Raw genomic sequence first — 18353 nt, 5'->3', positions numbered from 1 at the left:
ACAAAGAGTGATCACTCATGAGCGATCAGCAGTCACGCGCGACCCCCGATCAGAGCCACACAGTAAAAGACACTATCGTCGCGATACGCCGCCGACTTGAGCAGGCGCTTGCCAGCGCCGGCCGCCCCGCAGATTCGGCAGCCGTGCTGGCCGTCAGCAAGACCAAGCCGGCGGTTATGCTGCGAGAGGCGTTCGAGGCCGGCCAGCACCTTTTTGGTGAGAACTATCTGCAGGAGGCGTTGGAAAAACAGCGCTCGCTGGCCGACCTTGAAGGCATCGAATGGCACTATATCGGCGCGCTTCAGTCCAACAAGACGCGCGAGGTGGCCGAGCATTTCAGCTGGGTTCATACCGTGGATCGCGAGAAAATTGCCAGGCGTCTGAGCGAGGCGCGCCCGTCATCGCTGGGTCCGCTCAATGTCTGTCTGCAGGTCAATATCAGTCGGGAAGACTCGAAATCGGGCGTCATGCCGGAGGCGCTGCCGGCGCTGGTAGAGCAGGTGCTGGCCCTGCCGGGCCTTCGTCTGCGTGGCCTGATGGCCATTCCGGCTGCAAGCGATGATCCGGAACAACAGCGTGTACCCCACGCTGCCCTGCGCGCGCTTTTCGATGAGCTGGTCAAACGCCATCCCGACGCGCCGCTGGATACGCTTTCGATGGGCATGAGCGGTGACATGGAGGCCGCCATTGACGAGGGCGCCACTCTGGTCAGACTGGGTACGGCCATTTTCGGCAGCCGCAACTGAACACCCCGACCACAAGGACGCTTTTCATGGCAAGTCAACTGACCTTTATCGGCGCCGGCAACATGGCCAGCGCCATATTCGGCGGACTGATCGACAATGGCTATCCGGCCGAGGCCATTACGGCCACCTCGCCCGACAAGGCCATTCTCGAGCAGCACCATGCGCGCTACGGCATTAACACCACCACCGACAATGCTGCAGGCGTTAGCGACGCCGATGTCGTGATTCTGGCCGTCAAGCCACAGATCATGCGCGAGGTCTGCGAACCGCTTCAGGATGCCCTGCAGATCAGCCGACCGCTGATCATCTCCATCGCCGCCGGACTCACCCTCGACACGCTGGGCCAGTGGCTGGGAGATGAGAGCCTGCCGATCGTTCGCTGCATGCCCAATACCCCGGCACTGGTTGGCAAGGGGGCGACCGGACTTTACGCCCCCGCCGGCATCAGCGATGACCATCGTGCACTGGCCGGCGATCTGATGTCGGCCATCGGTATCGTTGAGTGGGTGGAAGAGGAAACCCAGCTTAGTGCCGTGACGGCCATCGCCGGCAGCGCACCCGCCTACTTTTTCTACATGCTGGAAGCCATGGAAGAAGCCGGCGTGGCCCGCGGCCTTTCCCGCGACGTTGCCCGGCGGCTGGCCATTCAGACGGCACTGGGTGCTGCCCATATGGCCAGTGAAAGCGAACATGATCCAAAAACGCTCAAGCAACAGGTCATGTCGCCGAAAGGTACTACCGAGCGCGCCATTGCAAGTTTTGAGCAGGCCGGCTTCGAGAAAATGGTGGATGATGCCACACTGGCCTGTTTCGAGCGTGCCGAATCATTGGCACATGAGCTGCGGGATCAGTAAATTCACTGTATCTGTCATCTTGTGACTATATAACGGAGAGTCTCCATGGGGAGCGCACTGGGCGATACCGGCATCATGCTGGTCAACACCCTGATCAACCTTTATCTGTTTGTGCTGATGCTGCGCTTTTTGCTGCATGCTTCACATGCCGACTACTACAACCCCATCAGTCAGGCGATCGTCAAGGCGACTTCGCCGCTGGTGGCGCCCCTGCAGCGCGTGTTGCGACCTGCCGGCCCGATCGATATCGCCACGCTGGTGGTCGCGCTGCTGTTCAAGATGGTGGGTATTGCCCTGATCTGCATGGCGATCTTTGGCTTTCCGCCCATCGGGCTTTTGGCCATCGCAGCGCTGGCCGGCGTGGTCAATGCCATTTTGAAGATTTATTTCTTCGCCATGATCATCATGATCATACTGAGCTGGGTCGCCCCCCAGTCCGGCCACCCCGGCGCCCTGCTGGTATTTCAGATTACCGAGCCGGTGATGGCGCCGGTACGACGTGTCATTCCCTCGATCGGCATGATCGATCTCTCCCCCATCGTGGTCTTTTTGCTGATCAACGTGCTCGACAGCTTTTTGGTCGGCGCACTGAGTCGCGCCGCCGGGCCGCTGGCACCGCTGATTTAAGACTCGACAGGCTGTCGTGCCCGCGCACGACAGCCTCCCCGCCAGCCACGCCCCGATGCCTGCATCGATATGCTACAGTGCGCCTCCGACGGCGGGTCACGAGTCCGGCCTGCCCTGTCCGACCGGATTTGAGTGCTGATGCCCGAGACACTGTCTTCTACATCGGTTGGCCTGATTACCCCACAGGTCGCCCGCTTTGATACGCCCCTGAGGCTGGCCTGCGGCCGTGAATTGCCGGCCTTCGAGCTGGTATATGAAACCTACGGCACCCTCAACGAGACGGCAAGCAACGCGATTTTGATCTGTCATGCGCTATCGGGTCATCACCATGCTGCCGGCTATCACCACGTTGATGATCGAAAGCCCGGCTGGTGGGACGCCCATATTGGCCCCGGCAAGAGCATCGATACACGGCGCTTTTTCGTGATTTCCGTCAATAATCTTGGCGGCTGCCACGGCAGTACCGGCCCTTCCAGCGACAATCCGGCTACCGGGCGCATCTGGGGACCAGACTTCCCGCTCATGACGGTCACCGACTGGGTCAACAGCCAGGCCATGCTGGCCGACAGACTGGGCATCAAGCGGTTTGCCGCCGTAGTGGGCGGCAGCCTCGGCGGCATGCAGGTATTGCAGTGGGCCATGGGCCTGCCCGAGCGCATCGCCAATGCAGCCGTTATCGCTGCCACGCCACGCCTGTCGGCACAAAACATCGCCTTCAATGAAGTGGCACGTCAGGCCATCCGCTCCGACCCGGAATTCTTTAACGGCTGGTACAGCGAGCATCATACTCTGCCCAGACAGGGGTTGCGGCTGGCCCGAATGGTCGGTCATATCACCTATCTTTCGGAACACTCCATGGGTGCCCGGTTCGGCCGCGATCTGCGCACCGACAGCCTCAACTATGGCTACGATGTCGAATTCGAGGTGGAATCCTATCTGCGTTATCAGGGGGATACCTTCTCGACCCGCTTTGATGCCAACACCTATCTGCTGATGACCAAGGCACTCGACTATTTCGACCCGGCCGGCGAGCACGACGATGATCTGCCCAAAGCCCTGTCGACAGCAGCCTGTCGCTTTCTCGTGGTCAGCTTCACTACCGACTGGCGCTTTGCCCCGGCCCGCTCCCGGGAACTGGTCGATGCTCTGCTGCGTGCCGGCAAGCATGTCAGCTATGCCAATATCGACTCCTCCCATGGCCATGATGCCTTTTTGCTGCCCAACGAACGTTACGAAGCCGTGCTGGGTGGTTTCATGACGCGTATCGCCAACGACGTGGAACGTGCCGACGGAGAGCCTTTGTAATGCGTGCCGATCTTGCATTGATTTATGACTGGGTGCCCCAGGGGGCGCGCGTGCTGGATCTGGGCTGTGGCGACGGCACCCTGCTGGCGGCGCTGTCCAGTGACAAGCAGGTCACGGGCTACGGCCTGGAAATCGACAGCGATGGTATCTCGCGCTGTCTCGAAAAGGGCGTGGATGTCATCGAACAGGATCTGGACCAGGGGCTGGCCAATATTCCCGATGACACCTTCGATCTGGTGATCATGACGCAGGCCCTTCAGGTGCTGAGACGGCCCGATTTGATGCTCGACGAGATGCTGCGGGTGGCCAACGAGTGCATTATCGCCTTCCCCAACTTTGCCTGGTGGCGCCACCGCCTGTCGCTGGGGCTCAAGGGGCGTATGCCGGTATCACGCTCCCTGCCGCACGCCTGGTACGACACGCCCAACATCCATCTGTCGACGTTTCGGGATTTCTCCGATCTGTGTCGCATGCAGGGCCATACCATCACCGACCGCGCAGTGGGCAATGGCAGCCGGGAAGGCCAATGGCGCCACAGGCGCTGGCCCAATCTATTCGGTCAGGATGCCATCTTCCGAGTACGTCGCTGAAGCCCGGACACCCGCTCTTTTGGACTTTGGTATAATGGCGCCTCCTTCCGCGACTTCAGCGAGGCCTGAACATGAACTTTCATACCCGCAAGTGGATCAAGCCCGAGGATCTCAACCCCAATGGCACGCTCTTCGGGGGGAGTCTTCTGAAATGGATCGACGAAGAAGCTGCCATCTACGCCGTCATTCAGCTGGCCAATTCACGCGTCGTGACCAAATACATGTCGTCCATCAACTTTGTTTCCAGCGCACGTCAGGGCGATATTATCGAGCTGGGCATTACCGCCACGCGGTTTGGCAAGACATCGCTGACTCTTCACTGTGTGGTGCGCAACAAGATCACCCACAAAAACATCCTGACCATCGATGAAATCGTCTTCGTCAACATGGGGGATGACGGCAAACCCGCCGCCCACGGCAAGACAGAGATCACCTATCTGCGTGACCGCGAACTGGAAGGGCCTGACAGCGCGACCTGATCTCAGTACAGACGGCGGTAGCGACGGGCGGTGATCTGTTCCGGCGTGATATCACAGCCCAGCATCATCACCTCCACGCCTGCCTCACAGGCCGCATGAAAGGTGCGGGCATAGCCAGGGTCCAGATGGGCCGCCGGTCGGACATCATCAATGCCGTTGTGGGCGACCAGAAATACCAGCACCGCCCGGTCGCCGGCAGCACGCCGTGTCATGAGCGCTTCCAGATGGCGGCGCCCGCGGGTACTGACCGAATCCGGAAAATAGCCACACTCATCGCCCTCCTTCAGCGTCACCTGTTTCACTTCCAGCCAGACAGGCATGCCGTCATGAGGTGTCAGGCGAAAATCAAGTCTCGAGCCTTCCACCCTGACCTCTCGCTGCAACGGCCAGTCCGGATCAAACGGCAGTAGAGCGCCGGTTTCCAGTGCTTCCTGCACCAGCGCATTAGCTCGTCCGGTATGAATGGAGGCCAGCGCGCCATCCGGCAGCTCGATCAGCTCCCATGTCCATGCCAGACGTCGCTTCGGATTATCGTGCCAGGACACCCAGACACGGCAACCAGGCACATTAACGGCCCGCATCGAGCCCGTATTAGGGCAGTGGGCCGTGATGACACGCCCATCATCAAGGCGAATGTCGGCCAGAAAGCGCTTGTAGCGCGCGATGAGCACGCCGGACCACAACGCAGGCAGCTTCATGCAGGCAAACTCCGGGTCAATATAGTGCTTTCCACTACACTCAAGAGGTGATCTCCGAGCCTGCTGACTTTCGTTGAAACCGTCTTGCAATCGGCATGGATTTCCTATAAACAGCACTACCCTGAAACATGCGATGCGGTAATCAGGAACAGTCTTGCGGGCTTACGGCATCGCCATTACCTGCAGTGAGGCAATCCCCATGGCAGTAGCCGAGACGCAGTCGCCCGATACCTTTACGCCCTACGAGCCGGCGCCGGGCGAAGAGTACATGAACGAGCATCAGCTGGCACACTTTCGCCGGATCCTGCTCAACTGGAAAAACGACCTGATGGCAGAGGTCGATCGCACCGTTCGCCACCTCCAGGAAGATGCCAACAACTATGCCGATCCTGCCGATCGCGCCACTCAGGAAGAAGGCTTCAATCTTGAGCTTCGCACCCGGGATCGTGAGCGCAAACTGCTCAAAAAGATCAACGAGACCATCGAAAAGATCGACGAAGATGATTACGGCTTCTGTGAGGCCTGCGGCATCGAGATCGGCATCCGTCGTCTGGAAGCCCGGCCCACGGCCACACTCTGTGTTGATTGCAAGACGCTGTCGGAGTTGAAGGAAAAGCAACTCGGAGGCTGAATGCCGGGCACAAGGCATGTTGAAAATGGCCCTGCGGTCGTTGGTCGCTTTGCACCAACGCCCTCGGGGCCCTTGCATTTTGGCTCCCTGCTGGCGGCACTGGCCAGCTGGCTGGATGTGCGTGCACGAAACGGGCGCTGGCTGCTGCGCATGGAGGATATCGACCCGCCGCGCTGCCCGCCCGGGGCCAGCGAGACCATCCTTGAACAGCTCGAGGCCTTCGGGCTTTATCATGATGGCGCCGTCTCTTACCAACACGATCATGACCGCGATTACCAGGGGGCGCTGAAAACGCTTGTAGCGAGCGGCATGGCCTATCCCTGCAGCTGCTCTCGAAAGGCGTGGCAACACCTCGGTGTCTATCCGGGGTGGTGTCGCCAGGGGCCCCTGCACCTCGAACGCGATCATGCCTGGCGCCTGCGCACCGATCTCGGCGGTTCCGATATCTGCTGGCAGGATCGACGCCTTGGCCATCAGTGCTGGTCCCTTCCCGAACTCGGTGATGTTGTGCTCAAGCGACGCGATGGCCTCTGGGCCTATCAGCTGGCCGTTGTGGTCGACGATGCCCGCCAGGGGGTGACAGATATCGTGCGCGGCGCAGATCTTCTCGACAATACCCCCTGGCAGATCCGGCTTCAGCAGGCACTGGGGTACCCCACGCCCACGTATCTGCATCTGCCACTGGTCATTGCCGACAACGGACAGAAACTCTCCAAACAAAACCGTGCCCCTGCCCTCCCCCTGCAGAGTCACGCCGTACGACCACTGCTGCATGAAGCGCTGACGCTACTGGGCCAGTCACCATCGAGCACGCTACGTCATGCCAGTGTCGATAAGCAGCTGCAGGCGGCCGTTGAAAGCTGGCGACCGCACTTTTTACTCCCTTATGATGTTCAACAAACGACGTTGAAGTGACCACTATCGACCATCGTCGTCTTTTTTTACGCCATGTTGCGCGTATGCTGACCCTACCCAACAAGAACAGTGCACCACAAAAAAGCATCAGACTGGCGGCTTGCACAAAATTAGTGCAAAAAAACGCTCTCTGATGCCGCTTTCTTCAGCGACGCCCATGACATGCGGGCCGACATTTAACAGGTTGTTGAAAAAAAAGAACTATTTTTTAGATGGCACGCGTTCTGCACCAACAGGACTGACTGAAGAAAAACAACAGCGATCGCTTGAACGGCCTCCCAACAACAACAATGGCCAAATCCCGATCAAACGACTCTGAACAACAACAATAATAGGAAAGGGTCAGTCATCCATGTATCAACAACGGGCTGCCAACAACAACAATGGCTCAGGATATAAAAGGCGTTAACAACAACAATAATAACGGCCTTATCGTTGTCAGAATGCGATGTCACTGCAGCGTTGCATCACAACAATAACGCAACCCTGCGACACTCCAGAACAATAACAACATCTCTGGAGCAGCCTGCTGGCTGTCGTCATGGAAGATTGTTTTGAATACGAGATGTTCGCAGCCGTCATGACACAACAACAAAACGTCACGGCCTATCGCATTTGGTGAACATGGTACGTATTCAGGGCGATGCGCCATCACGAAGAAAAATCACAATGCATCACGATTGGTGGGGAGACGACATGTCTCCCCATTTTCATTAATGAAAGCCCCCTTGTATGACAGGCTGCTTTGCAAGCTTTTGCCGCTCGGCTACACTGAGCTCCTGATCGAGGTCGCGATACAGCAAAGCGCAGACCGATCGAGACATCATGGCCGTTATACGATCGGCCCCCGGAATTTCCATCAGGTCAACATGGCTTCACCTTGACGCCCACCATTCTTCCCCGCGATCAACATCCCATTTCTCGACGAATGCTCAGCGAAAATGCGCTGAAGGTTCTCTATCGTCTCAATCAGGCAGGTTTTGAAGCCTATCTGGTGGGTGGATGTGTCAGAGATTCCCTGCTTGGGCAGGTGCCCAAGGACTTCGACGTCGCCACCAGTGCCACGCCGGAACAGGTCCGCAACGTCTTTCGCAATGCCCGCATGATCGGTCGACGCTTTCGTATCGTTCATGTCCGTTTTGGTCGTGAAATCATCGAGGTCACCACCTTTCGTGGCAGCCACGACGCCGAAATGGCCGAACGGCATTCGCATCAGTCCGAGGAAGGGCTGCTGCTGCGCGACAACGTCTGGGGCCGCGTCGATGAAGACGCCATGCGACGTGACTTCACGGTCAACGCGCTTTATTACAGCGTGCGCGATTTCGCCATTCACGACTGGACCGGTGGCCTGGAGGATCTCGAGCATCGCGTGCTCCGTCTGATCGGCGACCCGGATCTGCGCTATCGTGAAGATCCGGTCCGTATGCTTCGCGCCGTACGCTTTGCCAGCAAGCTGGATTTTACGCTCGCTCCCGAGACCGAAGCGCCGCTGGCAGACTGTGCCTCGCTGCTTTTGCAGATTCCGCCGGCCCGTCTGTTCGAAGAAGTTCTCAAGCTGTTTCTTTCCGGCTATGCGCTGAGTACCTTCCACGGTCTTCGGCGTCATGGCCTTTTTGCCATGCTGTTTCCAGGCACCGAGGAATCCTTTACTCAGCTGAGCTGGGCGCAGCCCATGGTCGAGCAGGCGCTGATCAACACCGATGAGCGTATTCGGGCCGACAAGCCGGTGACGCCGGCCTTTTTGTATGCCGCACTGCTCTGGCCGGCTACGGTCGCCCAGACGGCGCAGCTGATTGATGACGGTATTCCGCCGGTACCCGCCGCACAGCAGGCCTCTCAGCAGGTACTCAATCGCCAGTTGCAGCACACCTCCATCCCAAAGCGTTTCAGCCTGCCCATGCGCGAAATCTGGGACATGCAGCTGATGCTGCCGCGTCGGCGGGGCAAGCGTCCCTTCCAGACGCTGACGCATCAGCGCTTTCGCGCTGCCTACGACTTTCTGCTGCTCAGGGAATCGGCCGGAGAGATTGCCTCGGGTCTCGGGCTCTGGTGGACGCGCTTTCAGGAAGCCAGTGAAACCCAGCAGCGCGAGATGGTGCAAAAGGTCGAACAGGGCCAGGACGATACTGCTGTCGATGACGATGCGCCCGAAAGCATGCCGATGCCGTCCCGCAAGCCCAGGCGCCGTCGTCGACGTCGCGGCCCAAGGGACGATCAGGAGTGAGCCACAGGGCCTGGATCGGACTTGGCAGTAATCTGGACCATCCTCAACAGCAGGTGCTGAACGCTTTTGAGGGTCTGGCAGGACTGCCTCTGACCAGGCTCAGCGCCCGCTCCCCTCTCTATAGCAGCCGCCCGGTGGGGCCACAGGATCAGCCCGACTTCGTCAACGCCGTGGTGGTTCTGGATACTCTTTTGTCCCCGCTGGCCCTTCTGGATCAGCTTCAGGCACTGGAGCAGCGCCATCGACGCGTCCGACAGCGTCACTGGGGGCCACGCACGCTGGACCTGGATCTTCTGCTTTACGATGAGCACGCGCTCAATCTTCCCCGACTTGTTGTGCCGCACCCCTGGCTTTCCAGCCGTGCCTTCGTGGTTCAGCCCATGCTGGACATCGACCCCGGTCTTTGTATGCCCGATGGCCTGCCCCTGAATCGGTTTTCAAGCGCCCAACCATCGAAGGACTTGAAGCGCCTGGCGCTGTGACTCTAGACTCGACCCGCCATATCGGCTGTCAAGCGTCGAGGAACACATGACCCGCCCCATCACCATCCAGACATTGAACGAGCGTCGCTCGACAGGTCAGCCCTTTAGTTGTCTTACGGCCTATGACGCTACCATGGCCACCCTTGCAGGTGAGGCCGGCATCGAGGTCCTGCTGATCGGTGACTCGCTGGGCATGGTGCTGCAGGGGCATGCCTCGACGTTGCCCGTCACGCTCGACGACATGATCTATCACACTCGCTGTGTCGCGCGGGCAGACACTGCCTGTTTGATCATGGCGGACCTTCCCTTCATGACCAACACCACGACAACCCAGACCCTGCAGGCCGCCGGTCTTTTGATGCAATCGGGCGCGCATGTAATCAAGATCGAGGGTGAGGCGTGGCTTGCCGAAACGGTCACGGCACTCGCCCATCGGGGCGTGCCGGTGTGCGTTCACATGGGACTGACGCCACAAAGTGTTAATGCGCTGGGCGGCTACCGCGTTCAGGGTCGTGATACAGGTCGTGCCGACGCCATGCTCGAAGCTGCCATGACGCTTGAGCAGGCCGGCGCCAGCGCCATTTTGCTGGAATGCGTGCCGCGTGCGCTGGCCGCACGCATTCGCGAAGCGCTTGCTGTACCGGTCATCGGCATCGGGGCCGGTCCTGATGTGGACGGACAGATCCTGGTCATGCACGACATGCTGGGAGCAACGACAGGTCGGCCGCCAAAATTCGTCAAGAATTTCATGGCTGAGTCCGACAGCATCAGCGATGCGTTCAGGGCCTATCATGAGGCGGTTACGACCCGCCGTTTTCCCGCGCCGGAACACTGCTTCTGAACAGGGAGATAACAGGGCATGCAGACGTTTGACGATATTACAGCGCTTCAAGGGATACTGGCCGACTGGCGCCGTGAGGACAGCCGGATCGCGCTGGTGCCCACCATGGGCAATCTTCATGAAGGGCACCTGAGACTGGTCGATGCCGCGCGCCAGCACGCGGACCGCGTGGTGGCCACCATCTTTGTCAATCCGCTTCAGTTCGGTCCCCACGAGGATCTTGACCGCTATCCGCGCACGCTGGCCGAGGATCAGCGCCTGCTGGCCGAGCGCGGTTGCGACGCGTTGTTTGCCCCGAGTGTCGAGACGCTTTATCCGCAAGGCCAGTCCGCCCTGACTCGGGTCAGCGTTCCACAGGTATCACAAGGACTGTGCGGCGCGCATCGTCCCGGTCATTTTGATGGGGTAGCGACCGTAGTCAGTCTTTTGTTCAACCTGACCCGCCCGGATGTGGCCTGCTTTGGCGAAAAGGATTTTCAGCAGCTGGCGGTGATTCGAAAGCTGGTACGCGATCAGCACATGCCCATCGACATTATCGGCGTTCCCATCGTACGTGGTCGTGATGGGCTGGCGTTGTCTTCGCGCAATCGCTATCTGGATGATGAGGCACGAGCGCAGGCAGGCAGGCTCCATCAATGCCTTGTCGAGAGCGCTCGACGCCTTGAGCAGAGCGAGTCGCACGAGCAGGTGCTGACACAGGGAATGGAACAGCTGAAAGCTGCAGGTTTTCGGCCTGACTACCTCTGTCTTTGTGACGCCACCACGCTGCGCCCGATCAGCACCTGGCAGCCCGGCGCGGTACTGCTGGTTGCGGCCTGGCTGGGAAGTACTCGTTTGATCGACAATCTCTCCTTTCGATCATGACAGGGTGGCGACCGGCCCGGCCTGAAGACATGGCAATACTGGCAAGCTGGATCGACTCGCCACAGACACTGGCCCGCTGGGGTGGTCCATCGCTGACGTGGCCGGTGCTGCCCGATCATCTGTGGCAGCAGATCGAGGCTGCATCGTTTCCCTCCTTCTCTCTGGAAGAGAGCGGTGAGCTGTTGGCCTTTGGACAGCTGGCGCCACGCGATCAGGCCACAACCAGGCATCTGTGCCGGCTGATCGTCGCACCTGATCGACGAGGGCAGCAGCTGGGTGAGAAGCTCTGTCGCTATCTTGTCGCACACGCCATTCATCTGGGCGCCTCACGGATAACGCTCAAGGTCGCAACCGACAACCCGTCGGCCATCAAACTGTATCAACGTCTTGGTTTTTCCGACGCCGGCCCCGTCAGCGAGCGCGGCATCCAGCCCATGGCGCGGCAGCTCTAACGAGGCATGTAAATACAAAAAAGGCCTGAACCCGGAAAGTCCGGATTCAGGCCCTGACGCCAGGCGCCCTTTCATCTCACCGAAACACCGGCGTCAATCGAGTCGACGCCGTGTTTCAAAGAGGCTGGAAAATTACTCTTCCAGCGTGGCCTCAAAGGCGGCCTTTTCTTCTTCGCCCACTTCCTTGATGGAAAGCTTCACGCGACCGCGGTTGTCGATATCGAGCACCTTGACGGTCACCATCTGACCTTCGCTGAGGAAGTCACGCACGTCGTTGACACGTTCCGGCACGATCTGAGAGATGTGTACCAGCCCATCGGTGCCCGGCATGAAGTTGACGAAGGCACCAAAGTCGGCGATCCGCACGACCTTGCCGCGATAGAGCTTGTTGATCTCGGCTTCGGCGGTGATCCCCATGACGGTATCCATCGCTTTCTGGGCGCCGGCCTTGGTTTCGGCGTAGATCCGCACGCTGCCGTCATCATCGATGTCGATCGAGGCGCCGGTGTCTTCACAGATCTGGCGGATGGTCGCACCGCCCTTGCCGATGACGTCACGGATCTTCTCGGGATCGATCTTGAGACGTGCCATGGTGGGCGCATGCTCGGCGACTTCGCCACGGCTCTGCGCAATCACGCGGTTCATCTCGACCAGAATGTGCTGGCGCGCATGGAAAGCCTGCTCCAGCGCCTTTTCCATGATCTCTTCGTTGATCCCTTCGATCTTGATGTCCATCTGCAGCGCGGTGATGCCGTCAACGGAACCGGCCACCTTGAAGTCCATGTCACCGAGATGGTCTTCATCGCCCAGAATATCGGTCAGAACGGCGAAGCGATCGTTTTCCTTGACCAGACCCATGGCAATACCGGCCACCGGTGCCTTCAGCGGCACGCCGGCATCCATCAGCGCCAGCGAAGAGCCACACACGGAGGCCATCGAGCTTGAGCCGTTGGACTCGGTGATCTCGGAGACCACACGGATTGTGTAGGGGAAATCATCGGCAGACGGCAGCATGGCCGCAACACCACGACGGGCCAGACGGCCGTGACCGATCTCACGACGCTTCGGCGAGCCGATGAAGCCGGCTTCGCCCACGCTGTAGGGGGGGAAGTTGTAGTGCAGCATGAAGCGGTCATGGCGCTCGCCATTAAGCCCTTCAACCAGTTGCGCATCCCGTGTGGTGCCAAGCGTTGTGGTCACGATGGCTTGGGTTTCACCACGAGTGAAGATGGCAGAGCCATGCGTACGAGGCAGCGAACCGACTTCGATATCCAGTGCACGAACGGTGGCATGATCACGGCCATCGATACGCGGCTCGCCGTTGAGCACGCGCTCACGTACGATGCGCTTCTCGAGCTTTGCAAAACCACCGCTGACGTCTTCGCCGCTGTAAAGTGCGGCGTCGCCTTCAGACAATTGCGCTTTTGCCTGCGCCTTGAGCTCGCTCAACCGGTCCTGACGCGCCATCTTGTCAGTAATCCGATACGCTTCACCGATGCCTGCCTCAAAACCGCTGGCCAGTGCCTCCTTGAGCGTCGAGTTTTCGGACTGAGCCTGCCAGTCCCACTTGGCCTTGCCACCTTCCGTCACGAATTCGTTGATGGCCTTGATGGCCACCTGCATCTCTTCGTGAGCAAACAGCACGGCGCCAAGCATTTCGTCTTCGGAAAGCTCTTTTGCTTCGGACTCGACCATCAGCACGGCCTTTTCAGTACCGGCGACGACCATGTCGAGTTCGGAAGCCTGCAGCTCTTCCTGAGTCGGGTTGATGAAATAACCGCGCTCATTGTTGAAGGCCACGCGTGCGGCACCGATCGGACCGGCAAAGGGGACGCCGGAGACGGCCAGTGCGGCTGAAGTACCCAGCATGGCAGCGATATCAGGATCCTGATCCCGTTCTGCCGAGAGTACCGTGCACACGACCTGCACTTCGTTCATGAATCCCTTGGGAAACAGCGGACGGATCGGACGGTCGATCAGACGCGAGGTCAGCGTCTCCTTTTCACTGGGACGCCCTTCGCGCTTGAAAAAGCCGCCCGGAATCTTGCCGACCGAGTAGGTCTTTTCCTGATAATGCACGGAAAGGGGGAAGAAATCCTGACCGGGCTTGGTGTCCTTGCGCGCCACGACCGTACACAGCACCACGGTGTTGTCCATGGTGACCAGTACGCTGCCGGTGGCCTGACGTGCCAGACGGCCGGTTTCCAGCGTGACGCTGTGATTGCCGTATTGAAATGTCTTTTTAACCGCGTTCAATGCGTTGTCCTTTTCTCGTAAACCATTCATCTACTTTCGATGTCATCTTAAAATCAAACGCCCCAGGTGTCACTCTCACCCGGTCGGCACAACAAAAAACAGGCGGCTCCCCTTCGGGAGCCGCCTGTCAGTTCCTGCCGGAAAAGCGACGCAATCAGCGACGCAGACCCAGGCGGGAGATGATCTGCTGGTAGCGATCAAAATTCTTGCGCTTGAGATAATCCAGCAGCTTGCGGCGCTGGTTAACCATGCGAATCAGGCCACGACGCGAGTGGTGGTCCTGCTTGTGATCCTTGAAGTGGCTCTGCAGCGTGACGATGTTGTCAGTCAGCAGGGCGATCTGAACTTCCGGTGAACCGGTGTCGTTCTCAACGGTGGCGAATTCCTTGACGATTTCGGCCTTGCGTTCGGCAGTCAGTGCCATGTTACTTCTCCAGTCTAATATGCCTGAGCATGAATAAATGTCGAAGACCACGCATATTTGCAGTCTTCGCGAACCCTACCGACGCTCGTCGGCAGTATTGATCAGTCGGCGGGGCACGCACTGCCCCGTCGCACTGACGGTGACCACGCCCAAAAGGCAGTGATCATGATAAAGCCTGGCAACGCTGCCATCTGTCAGCGCGGACGTTTCAAGCGTTATGGGCTGGCCGTGCATGATGCGCCGCGCCCCTTCACTGTCTGTTTCAAGCGCCGGAAGATGGCTGATCAGGGCATCAACGGGCAGCAGCCTTTCAAGACGCTGCTCATCGCTCATGGACTCAAGCGCTTCGATATCGAGCATGGCAGTATCATCAAAGGAGCCGGTTTTGAGACGACGCAGCCCTTCAAGATGGGCGCCACAGCCAAGACGTTCGCCGATATCCTCGGCCAGCGTCCGAATATAGGTCCCCTTGCTGACGCTGACATCCAGCGCAAACCCCAGGTCGTGCCGCGATGTGAGCGCGATATCATAAATGCTCACACGCCTGGGTGCACGCGCAATCTCTCGTCCGGCACGGGCGTGCTCATAGAGCGGGCGCCCCTGATGCTTGAGTGCCGAGTACATGGGCGGTACCTGATCGATCTCACCGAGAAAGCCGGCCAGCACGCTCTCGATGTCGTCGTCATTCAGCGCAGGGACATCACGCTTTTTGAGCACTTCACCTTCGCGATCGCCGGTGTCAGTCATCGCACCCAGCCGAACATCGGCCAGATAGCGCTTGTCGGCATCCAGCAACCAGGAGGAGAACTTGGTCGCCTCCCCCAGACAGATGGGCAAAAGCCCGGTGGCCATGGGGTCCAGCGTACCGGTATGACCGGCCTTTTGCGCCTGATAGAGCCCGCGCACCTGCTGCAGCGCGCGGTTTGAGGTCACCCCCTCGCTCTTGTCCAGCAACAGCACGCCATCAATGGGCCGTCCGCGACGTCGTCTGGCCATCAGCCGTTGCGCTCCGAACCCTCTTCATCATCTTCGGGGGCCCGATCACGATCGGACTGCACCGCACGCTCGATCAGACTCGACAGTGCATGCCCGCGAGTGACGGACTCGTCGAAGTGAAAACGAAGCTCGGGTACATGCCTGAGCTTCATGGTCCGGGCGATGCGCGATCGCAAAAACCCGCTGGCCTTTTTAAGCACGGCCAGGTTTTCACGAATGCGCTCCGGATCATTTTCACCCATCAGGGTGACGTGAACATCGGCATAGCCCAGATCACGACTGACATCGGCCGACGTGACCGTCACCATGCCCAGCCGGGGATCCTTGACCTCACGCTGGATAAGCTGCGCCAGCTCATGTGCCAGCTGCTCGCCGACCCGATCCGTACGACTGAATTCACGCATCAATCTCTCCCGTCATGGGTGCAGCGCTCACAGGGAGCGCTGGACCTCGATCTGGTCAAAGACTTCGATCTTGTCGCCGACCTGGACATCATTGTAGTTACGTACCCCGATGCCGCACTCCATGCCGTTACGCACTTCGCTGACGTCATCCTTGAAGCGGCGCAGGGATTCCAGCTCCCCTTCATAGATCACCACGTTTTCACGCAGGACGCGGATACGCTTGTTACGGTGCACGTTGCCTTCGACAACCATACAGCCGGCGACGGCGCCGATTTTCGGAGCGCGGAAGACGTCACGAACTTCGGCCACGCCCACGATCTCTTCACGCCATTCCGGTGCCAGCATACCGCTCATCGCCAGCTTCACCTCGTCGATGAGCTGATAGATGACGCTGTAGTAGCGCAGATCCAGCCCTTCGCGCTCGACGATGTCGCGCGAGGACGCATCGGCACGAACGTTGAAGCCAACAATGATGGCGTTGGAGGCGACCGCCAGGTTGGTGTCGGTTTCAGTGATACCGCCAACACCGGAGGAGACCACGGCAACCTTGACCTCTTCGGTCGACAGCTCTTCGAGCGCACCGCGAATCGCTTCGAGCGAGCCCTGAACGTCGGCCTTGAGCACGATGTTGACCGTTGCGGTCTCGTCCTGACCCATCTGGCTGAACATGTTCTCCAGCTTGGCTTTCTGCTGGCGTGCCAGACGGACTTCGCGATATTTGCCCTGACGGAAGTTGGCGACTTCACGCGCCTTTTTCTCGTCGGCCAGCACCATGAAATCGTCACCGGCTTCTGGCGTACCGCCCAGACCGAGGATCTCGACCGGCATGGAAGGCCCGGCCTCGTCGACCTGCTTGCCCAGCTCGTTGACCAGTGCTCGCACGCGACCATAGTGCAGGCCGGCCAGTACAACATCGCCCTTTCTGAGCGTACCGTTTTGTACCAGTACAGTGGCCACCGGGCCGCGGCCGCGGTCCAGACGGGACTCGACCACAACACCCTTGCCGGGTGCTTCGGGCACGGCCTTGAGCTCCAGCACTTCGGAAACCAGCAGTACGGCTTCCAGCAGTCCGTCGATGTTTTCGCCGCTTTTGGCCGACACATGGACAAACTGGGTATCACCGCCCCACTCTTCCGAAATAACGCCGCGCTGCGACAGCTCGTTGCGCACGCGGTCCGGGTCGGCACCGGCCTTGTCGATCTTGTTGACCGCCACGACCAGCGGCACACCGGCTGCCTTGGCGTGCTCGATGGCCTCGACCGTCTGCGGCATGACGCCGTCGTCGGCCGCTACCACCAGGATAACCACGTCAGTGGCCTGAGCACCACGGGCACGCATGGCCGTAAAGGCGGCGTGACCCGGGGTATCGAGGAACGTGACATCGCCGTTGTCATGCTCGACGTGATAGGCGCCGATATGCTGGGTGATACCACCGGCTTCACCGGTCGCTACCTTGGTGCGACGAATGTAGTCCAGAAGCGAGGTCTTGCCGTGGTCAACGTGACCCATGACGGTCACAACCGGCGCACGCGAGATCTGCTCGCCTTCGTAGGAGATGTTCTCGAGCACTTCGGTCTCAAGGGCATCTTCCTTCACCAGTTTGGGCGTATGCCCCATCTCTTCGACCACGATCGCAGCGGTGTCCTGATCGATGGTCTGGTTGATGGTGACCGCCGCACCCATCTTGAACATGGCCTTGATGACTTCGTTGGCCTTGATGGCCATCTTGTCGGCAAGGTCTGCCACGCTGATGGATTCAGGAATGGGCACTTCCCGTACGATATTCTGAACAGGCTTCTGGAAGCCGTGCGCGTTATCGCTGCGACCGCTGCCACCGCGACGAGTGCCGCGACGCTGTTCGGCGCGCTTGACCTTCTTGCCGCCACGCTTGCGCTCGTTGCGCTCGCTGCGCTCGTCGGCATTGTCACGGCGCTCGTCACGACGGCCGCCGGCCGACTTGGCACCTTCACCCCGACGGGGCGTACGCCGACTGTTGTCGTTGCGCGGCTCACGCGGCGGTGCTTCAACGGCCGGCTCGCCTGTCTCGGCTCCTGCAACAGGTGCCGCAACCACGTCTTCAACCGGCGCGGCCTTGTTGCTTGCCGCCTCGTCAGTCGCTGTCGCGGCGACATCGGCCACGGGTGCGTCGGCCGCTGTCTGTGTCGGCGCCTCGGCAGCTGTCGCTGCTTCACCGACCTGCTCGGCTACCGGCGCCTGCTCTTCCTGCTCCTGCTCGCCGTTTTCTTCATCGCCACGCTTGACGTAGGTACGCTTTTTGCGAACCTGCACCTCGATGGTCTTGTTGCGACCGTCGCCGGTACGAATCTTGCTGCGGGTCTTGCGCGTCATGGTAATGCGATTCTTGTTACCGCGCGCGCCGGCTCCGCCGTGACTTTTGGTGAGATAGTCGAGCAGCTTCTGCTTGTCTTCTTCCGAGACCGCATCGTTTTCTGCCTTGTGCGGCAGGCCTGCTTCACTCATCTGCTCCAGCAGGCGGCTGACATCACGCCCCACCTTGCCGGCAAATTCCTTGACTGTTGTTTCTGCCATTTATGACCTCCTGAG

At 59.6% G+C, this 18353-nt stretch carries 19 protein-coding genes; 13 read left to right on the top strand and 6 right to left on the bottom strand.

Translation table 11 applies throughout. The features are described 5' to 3' along the window. Positions 1 to 17 precede the first annotated feature (17 nt). From ACXMYO_RS16035 to ACXMYO_RS16010, 6 genes are all read left to right on the top strand, one after another. Complete coding sequence (locus tag ACXMYO_RS16035) at positions 18 to 746, top strand: YggS family pyridoxal phosphate-dependent enzyme (protein ID WP_457809448.1); 729 nt, start codon at positions 18 to 20, stop codon at positions 744 to 746. 26 nt (positions 747 to 772) lie between these two features. After that, complete coding sequence (gene proC, locus ACXMYO_RS16030; RefSeq protein WP_438765957.1) at positions 773 to 1600, top strand: pyrroline-5-carboxylate reductase; 828 nt, start codon at positions 773 to 775, stop codon at positions 1598 to 1600. Between the two features lie 45 nt (positions 1601 to 1645). Continuing rightward, positions 1646 to 2227 (top strand): YggT family protein, encoded by a 582-nt coding sequence (locus ACXMYO_RS16025; RefSeq protein ID WP_115855587.1) that lies wholly within the window; start codon positions 1646 to 1648, stop codon positions 2225 to 2227. Positions 2228 to 2365: 138 nt separating this feature from the next. Then, the gene (gene metX / locus ACXMYO_RS16020; protein ID WP_438765954.1) at positions 2366 to 3532 is read left to right on the top strand and encodes a homoserine O-succinyltransferase MetX; all 1167 of its coding nucleotides are present in this window, start codon (positions 2366 to 2368) and stop codon (positions 3530 to 3532) included. Then, positions 3532 to 4122: a methionine biosynthesis protein MetW gene (gene metW, locus ACXMYO_RS16015; RefSeq protein ID WP_438765952.1), complete on the top strand. Its 591-nt coding sequence runs from the start codon at positions 3532 to 3534 to the stop codon at positions 4120 to 4122. Before metX ends, metW begins: the two co-directional genes overlap by 1 nt. Positions 4123 to 4193: 71 nt before the next feature. Beyond that, positions 4194 to 4601, top strand: a complete 408-nt coding sequence (locus ACXMYO_RS16010; RefSeq protein ID WP_438765950.1) for a hotdog domain-containing protein — start codon at positions 4194 to 4196, stop codon at positions 4599 to 4601. Between the two features lie 2 nt (positions 4602 to 4603). Here ACXMYO_RS16010 and sfsA read toward each other — a convergent pair whose 3' ends face one another. After that, entirely contained in the window at positions 4604 to 5299 is a 696-nt protein-coding gene (sfsA, locus tag ACXMYO_RS16005; protein WP_457809447.1) for a DNA/RNA nuclease SfsA, read from the bottom strand. Between the two features lie 199 nt (positions 5300 to 5498). Between sfsA and dksA the strand changes: the two genes are divergently transcribed. The 7 genes from dksA to ACXMYO_RS15970 all read left to right on the top strand — a co-directional run bounded on the left by dksA (position 5499) and on the right by ACXMYO_RS15970 (position 11708). Then, a complete protein-coding gene (gene dksA / locus ACXMYO_RS16000; protein ID WP_457809446.1) occupies positions 5499 to 5930 on the top strand; it encodes an RNA polymerase-binding protein DksA in 432 nt (143 codons plus the stop codon). Next, entirely contained in the window at positions 5931 to 6845 is a 915-nt protein-coding gene (gene gluQRS / locus ACXMYO_RS15995; RefSeq protein ID WP_457809445.1) for a tRNA glutamyl-Q(34) synthetase GluQRS, read from the top strand. An 880-nt stretch (positions 6846 to 7725) separates the two neighbouring features. Then, positions 7726 to 9069, top strand: a complete 1344-nt coding sequence (gene pcnB, locus ACXMYO_RS15990) for a polynucleotide adenylyltransferase PcnB (RefSeq protein ID WP_457809444.1) — start codon at positions 7726 to 7728, stop codon at positions 9067 to 9069. Beyond that, complete coding sequence (gene folK, locus ACXMYO_RS15985) at positions 9066 to 9551, top strand: 2-amino-4-hydroxy-6-hydroxymethyldihydropteridine diphosphokinase (protein WP_457809443.1); 486 nt, start codon at positions 9066 to 9068, stop codon at positions 9549 to 9551. Before pcnB ends, folK begins: the two co-directional genes overlap by 4 nt. A gap of 46 nt (positions 9552 to 9597) precedes the next feature. Then, entirely contained in the window at positions 9598 to 10392 is a 795-nt protein-coding gene (panB, locus tag ACXMYO_RS15980) for a 3-methyl-2-oxobutanoate hydroxymethyltransferase (RefSeq protein ID WP_457809442.1), read from the top strand. Between the two features lie 18 nt (positions 10393 to 10410). Further along, positions 10411 to 11256 carry a pantoate--beta-alanine ligase gene (gene panC, locus ACXMYO_RS15975; protein WP_457809441.1) on the top strand — a complete coding sequence of 282 codons (846 nt, stop codon included), beginning with the start codon at positions 10411 to 10413 and terminating at the stop codon, positions 11254 to 11256. Continuing rightward, entirely contained in the window at positions 11253 to 11708 is a 456-nt protein-coding gene (locus ACXMYO_RS15970; RefSeq protein ID WP_457809440.1) for a GNAT family N-acetyltransferase, read from the top strand. Before panC ends, ACXMYO_RS15970 begins: the two co-directional genes overlap by 4 nt. Before the next feature lie 132 nt (positions 11709 to 11840). Here ACXMYO_RS15970 and pnp read toward each other — a convergent pair whose 3' ends face one another. The 5 genes from pnp to infB all read right to left on the bottom strand — a co-directional run bounded on the left by pnp (position 11841) and on the right by infB (position 18338). Continuing rightward, positions 11841 to 13994 (bottom strand): polyribonucleotide nucleotidyltransferase, encoded by a 2154-nt coding sequence (pnp, locus tag ACXMYO_RS15965; RefSeq protein ID WP_457809439.1) that lies wholly within the window; start codon positions 13992 to 13994, stop codon positions 11841 to 11843. A 124-nt stretch (positions 13995 to 14118) separates the two neighbouring features. Continuing rightward, complete coding sequence (gene rpsO, locus ACXMYO_RS15960) at positions 14119 to 14388, bottom strand: 30S ribosomal protein S15 (protein ID WP_108844097.1); 270 nt, start codon at positions 14386 to 14388, stop codon at positions 14119 to 14121. Positions 14389 to 14463: 75 nt separating this feature from the next. After that, positions 14464 to 15384: a tRNA pseudouridine(55) synthase TruB gene (gene truB, locus ACXMYO_RS15955; protein ID WP_457809438.1), complete on the bottom strand. Its 921-nt coding sequence runs from the start codon at positions 15382 to 15384 to the stop codon at positions 14464 to 14466. After that, positions 15384 to 15788, bottom strand: a complete 405-nt coding sequence (rbfA, locus tag ACXMYO_RS15950) for a 30S ribosome-binding factor RbfA (RefSeq protein ID WP_457809437.1) — start codon at positions 15786 to 15788, stop codon at positions 15384 to 15386. Before rbfA ends, truB begins: the two co-directional genes overlap by 1 nt. A 27-nt stretch (positions 15789 to 15815) precedes the next feature. Next, the gene (gene infB / locus ACXMYO_RS15945; protein ID WP_457809436.1) at positions 15816 to 18338 is read right to left on the bottom strand and encodes a translation initiation factor IF-2; all 2523 of its coding nucleotides are present in this window, start codon (positions 18336 to 18338) and stop codon (positions 15816 to 15818) included. Between the last annotated feature and the right edge of the window lie 15 nt (positions 18339 to 18353).

The organism is Kushneria sp. EE4, assembly GCF_977968315.1.
Note: the sequence above shows the minus strand (reverse complement) of the source record. Positions and strands in the feature narration are given on the sequence as shown.

What these genes read in the sequence shown, in the direction of transcription:
- ACXMYO_RS16035 (WP_457809448.1), top strand. Translation starts at nt 18, where the DNA reads ATGAGCGATCAGCAGTCACGCGCGACCCCCGATCAGAGCCACACAGTA.
- proC (WP_438765957.1), top strand. Translation starts at nt 773, where the DNA reads ATGGCAAGTCAACTGACCTTTATCGGCGCCGGCAACATGGCCAGCGCC.
- ACXMYO_RS16025 (WP_115855587.1), top strand. Translation starts at nt 1,646, where the DNA reads ATGGGGAGCGCACTGGGCGATACCGGCATCATGCTGGTCAACACCCTG.
- metX (WP_438765954.1), top strand. Translation starts at nt 2,366, where the DNA reads ATGCCCGAGACACTGTCTTCTACATCGGTTGGCCTGATTACCCCACAG.
- metW (WP_438765952.1), top strand. Translation starts at nt 3,532, where the DNA reads ATGCGTGCCGATCTTGCATTGATTTATGACTGGGTGCCCCAGGGGGCG.
- ACXMYO_RS16010 (WP_438765950.1), top strand. Translation starts at nt 4,194, where the DNA reads ATGAACTTTCATACCCGCAAGTGGATCAAGCCCGAGGATCTCAACCCC.
- sfsA (WP_457809447.1), bottom strand. Translation starts at nt 5,299, where the DNA reads ATGAAGCTGCCTGCGTTGTGGTCCGGCGTGCTCATCGCGCGCTACAAG.
- dksA (WP_457809446.1), top strand. Translation starts at nt 5,499, where the DNA reads ATGGCAGTAGCCGAGACGCAGTCGCCCGATACCTTTACGCCCTACGAG.
- gluQRS (WP_457809445.1), top strand. Translation starts at nt 5,931, where the DNA reads ATGCCGGGCACAAGGCATGTTGAAAATGGCCCTGCGGTCGTTGGTCGC.
- panB (WP_457809442.1), top strand. Translation starts at nt 9,598, where the DNA reads ATGACCCGCCCCATCACCATCCAGACATTGAACGAGCGTCGCTCGACA.
- panC (WP_457809441.1), top strand. Translation starts at nt 10,411, where the DNA reads ATGCAGACGTTTGACGATATTACAGCGCTTCAAGGGATACTGGCCGAC.
- ACXMYO_RS15970 (WP_457809440.1), top strand. Translation starts at nt 11,253, where the DNA reads ATGACAGGGTGGCGACCGGCCCGGCCTGAAGACATGGCAATACTGGCA.
- pnp (WP_457809439.1), bottom strand. Translation starts at nt 13,994, where the DNA reads ATGAATGGTTTACGAGAAAAGGACAACGCATTGAACGCGGTTAAAAAG.
- rpsO (WP_108844097.1), bottom strand. Translation starts at nt 14,388, where the DNA reads ATGGCACTGACTGCCGAACGCAAGGCCGAAATCGTCAAGGAATTCGCC.
- truB (WP_457809438.1), bottom strand. Translation starts at nt 15,384, where the DNA reads ATGGCCAGACGACGTCGCGGACGGCCCATTGATGGCGTGCTGTTGCTG.
- rbfA (WP_457809437.1), bottom strand. Translation starts at nt 15,788, where the DNA reads ATGCGTGAATTCAGTCGTACGGATCGGGTCGGCGAGCAGCTGGCACAT.
- infB (WP_457809436.1), bottom strand. Translation starts at nt 18,338, where the DNA reads ATGGCAGAAACAACAGTCAAGGAATTTGCCGGCAAGGTGGGGCGTGAT.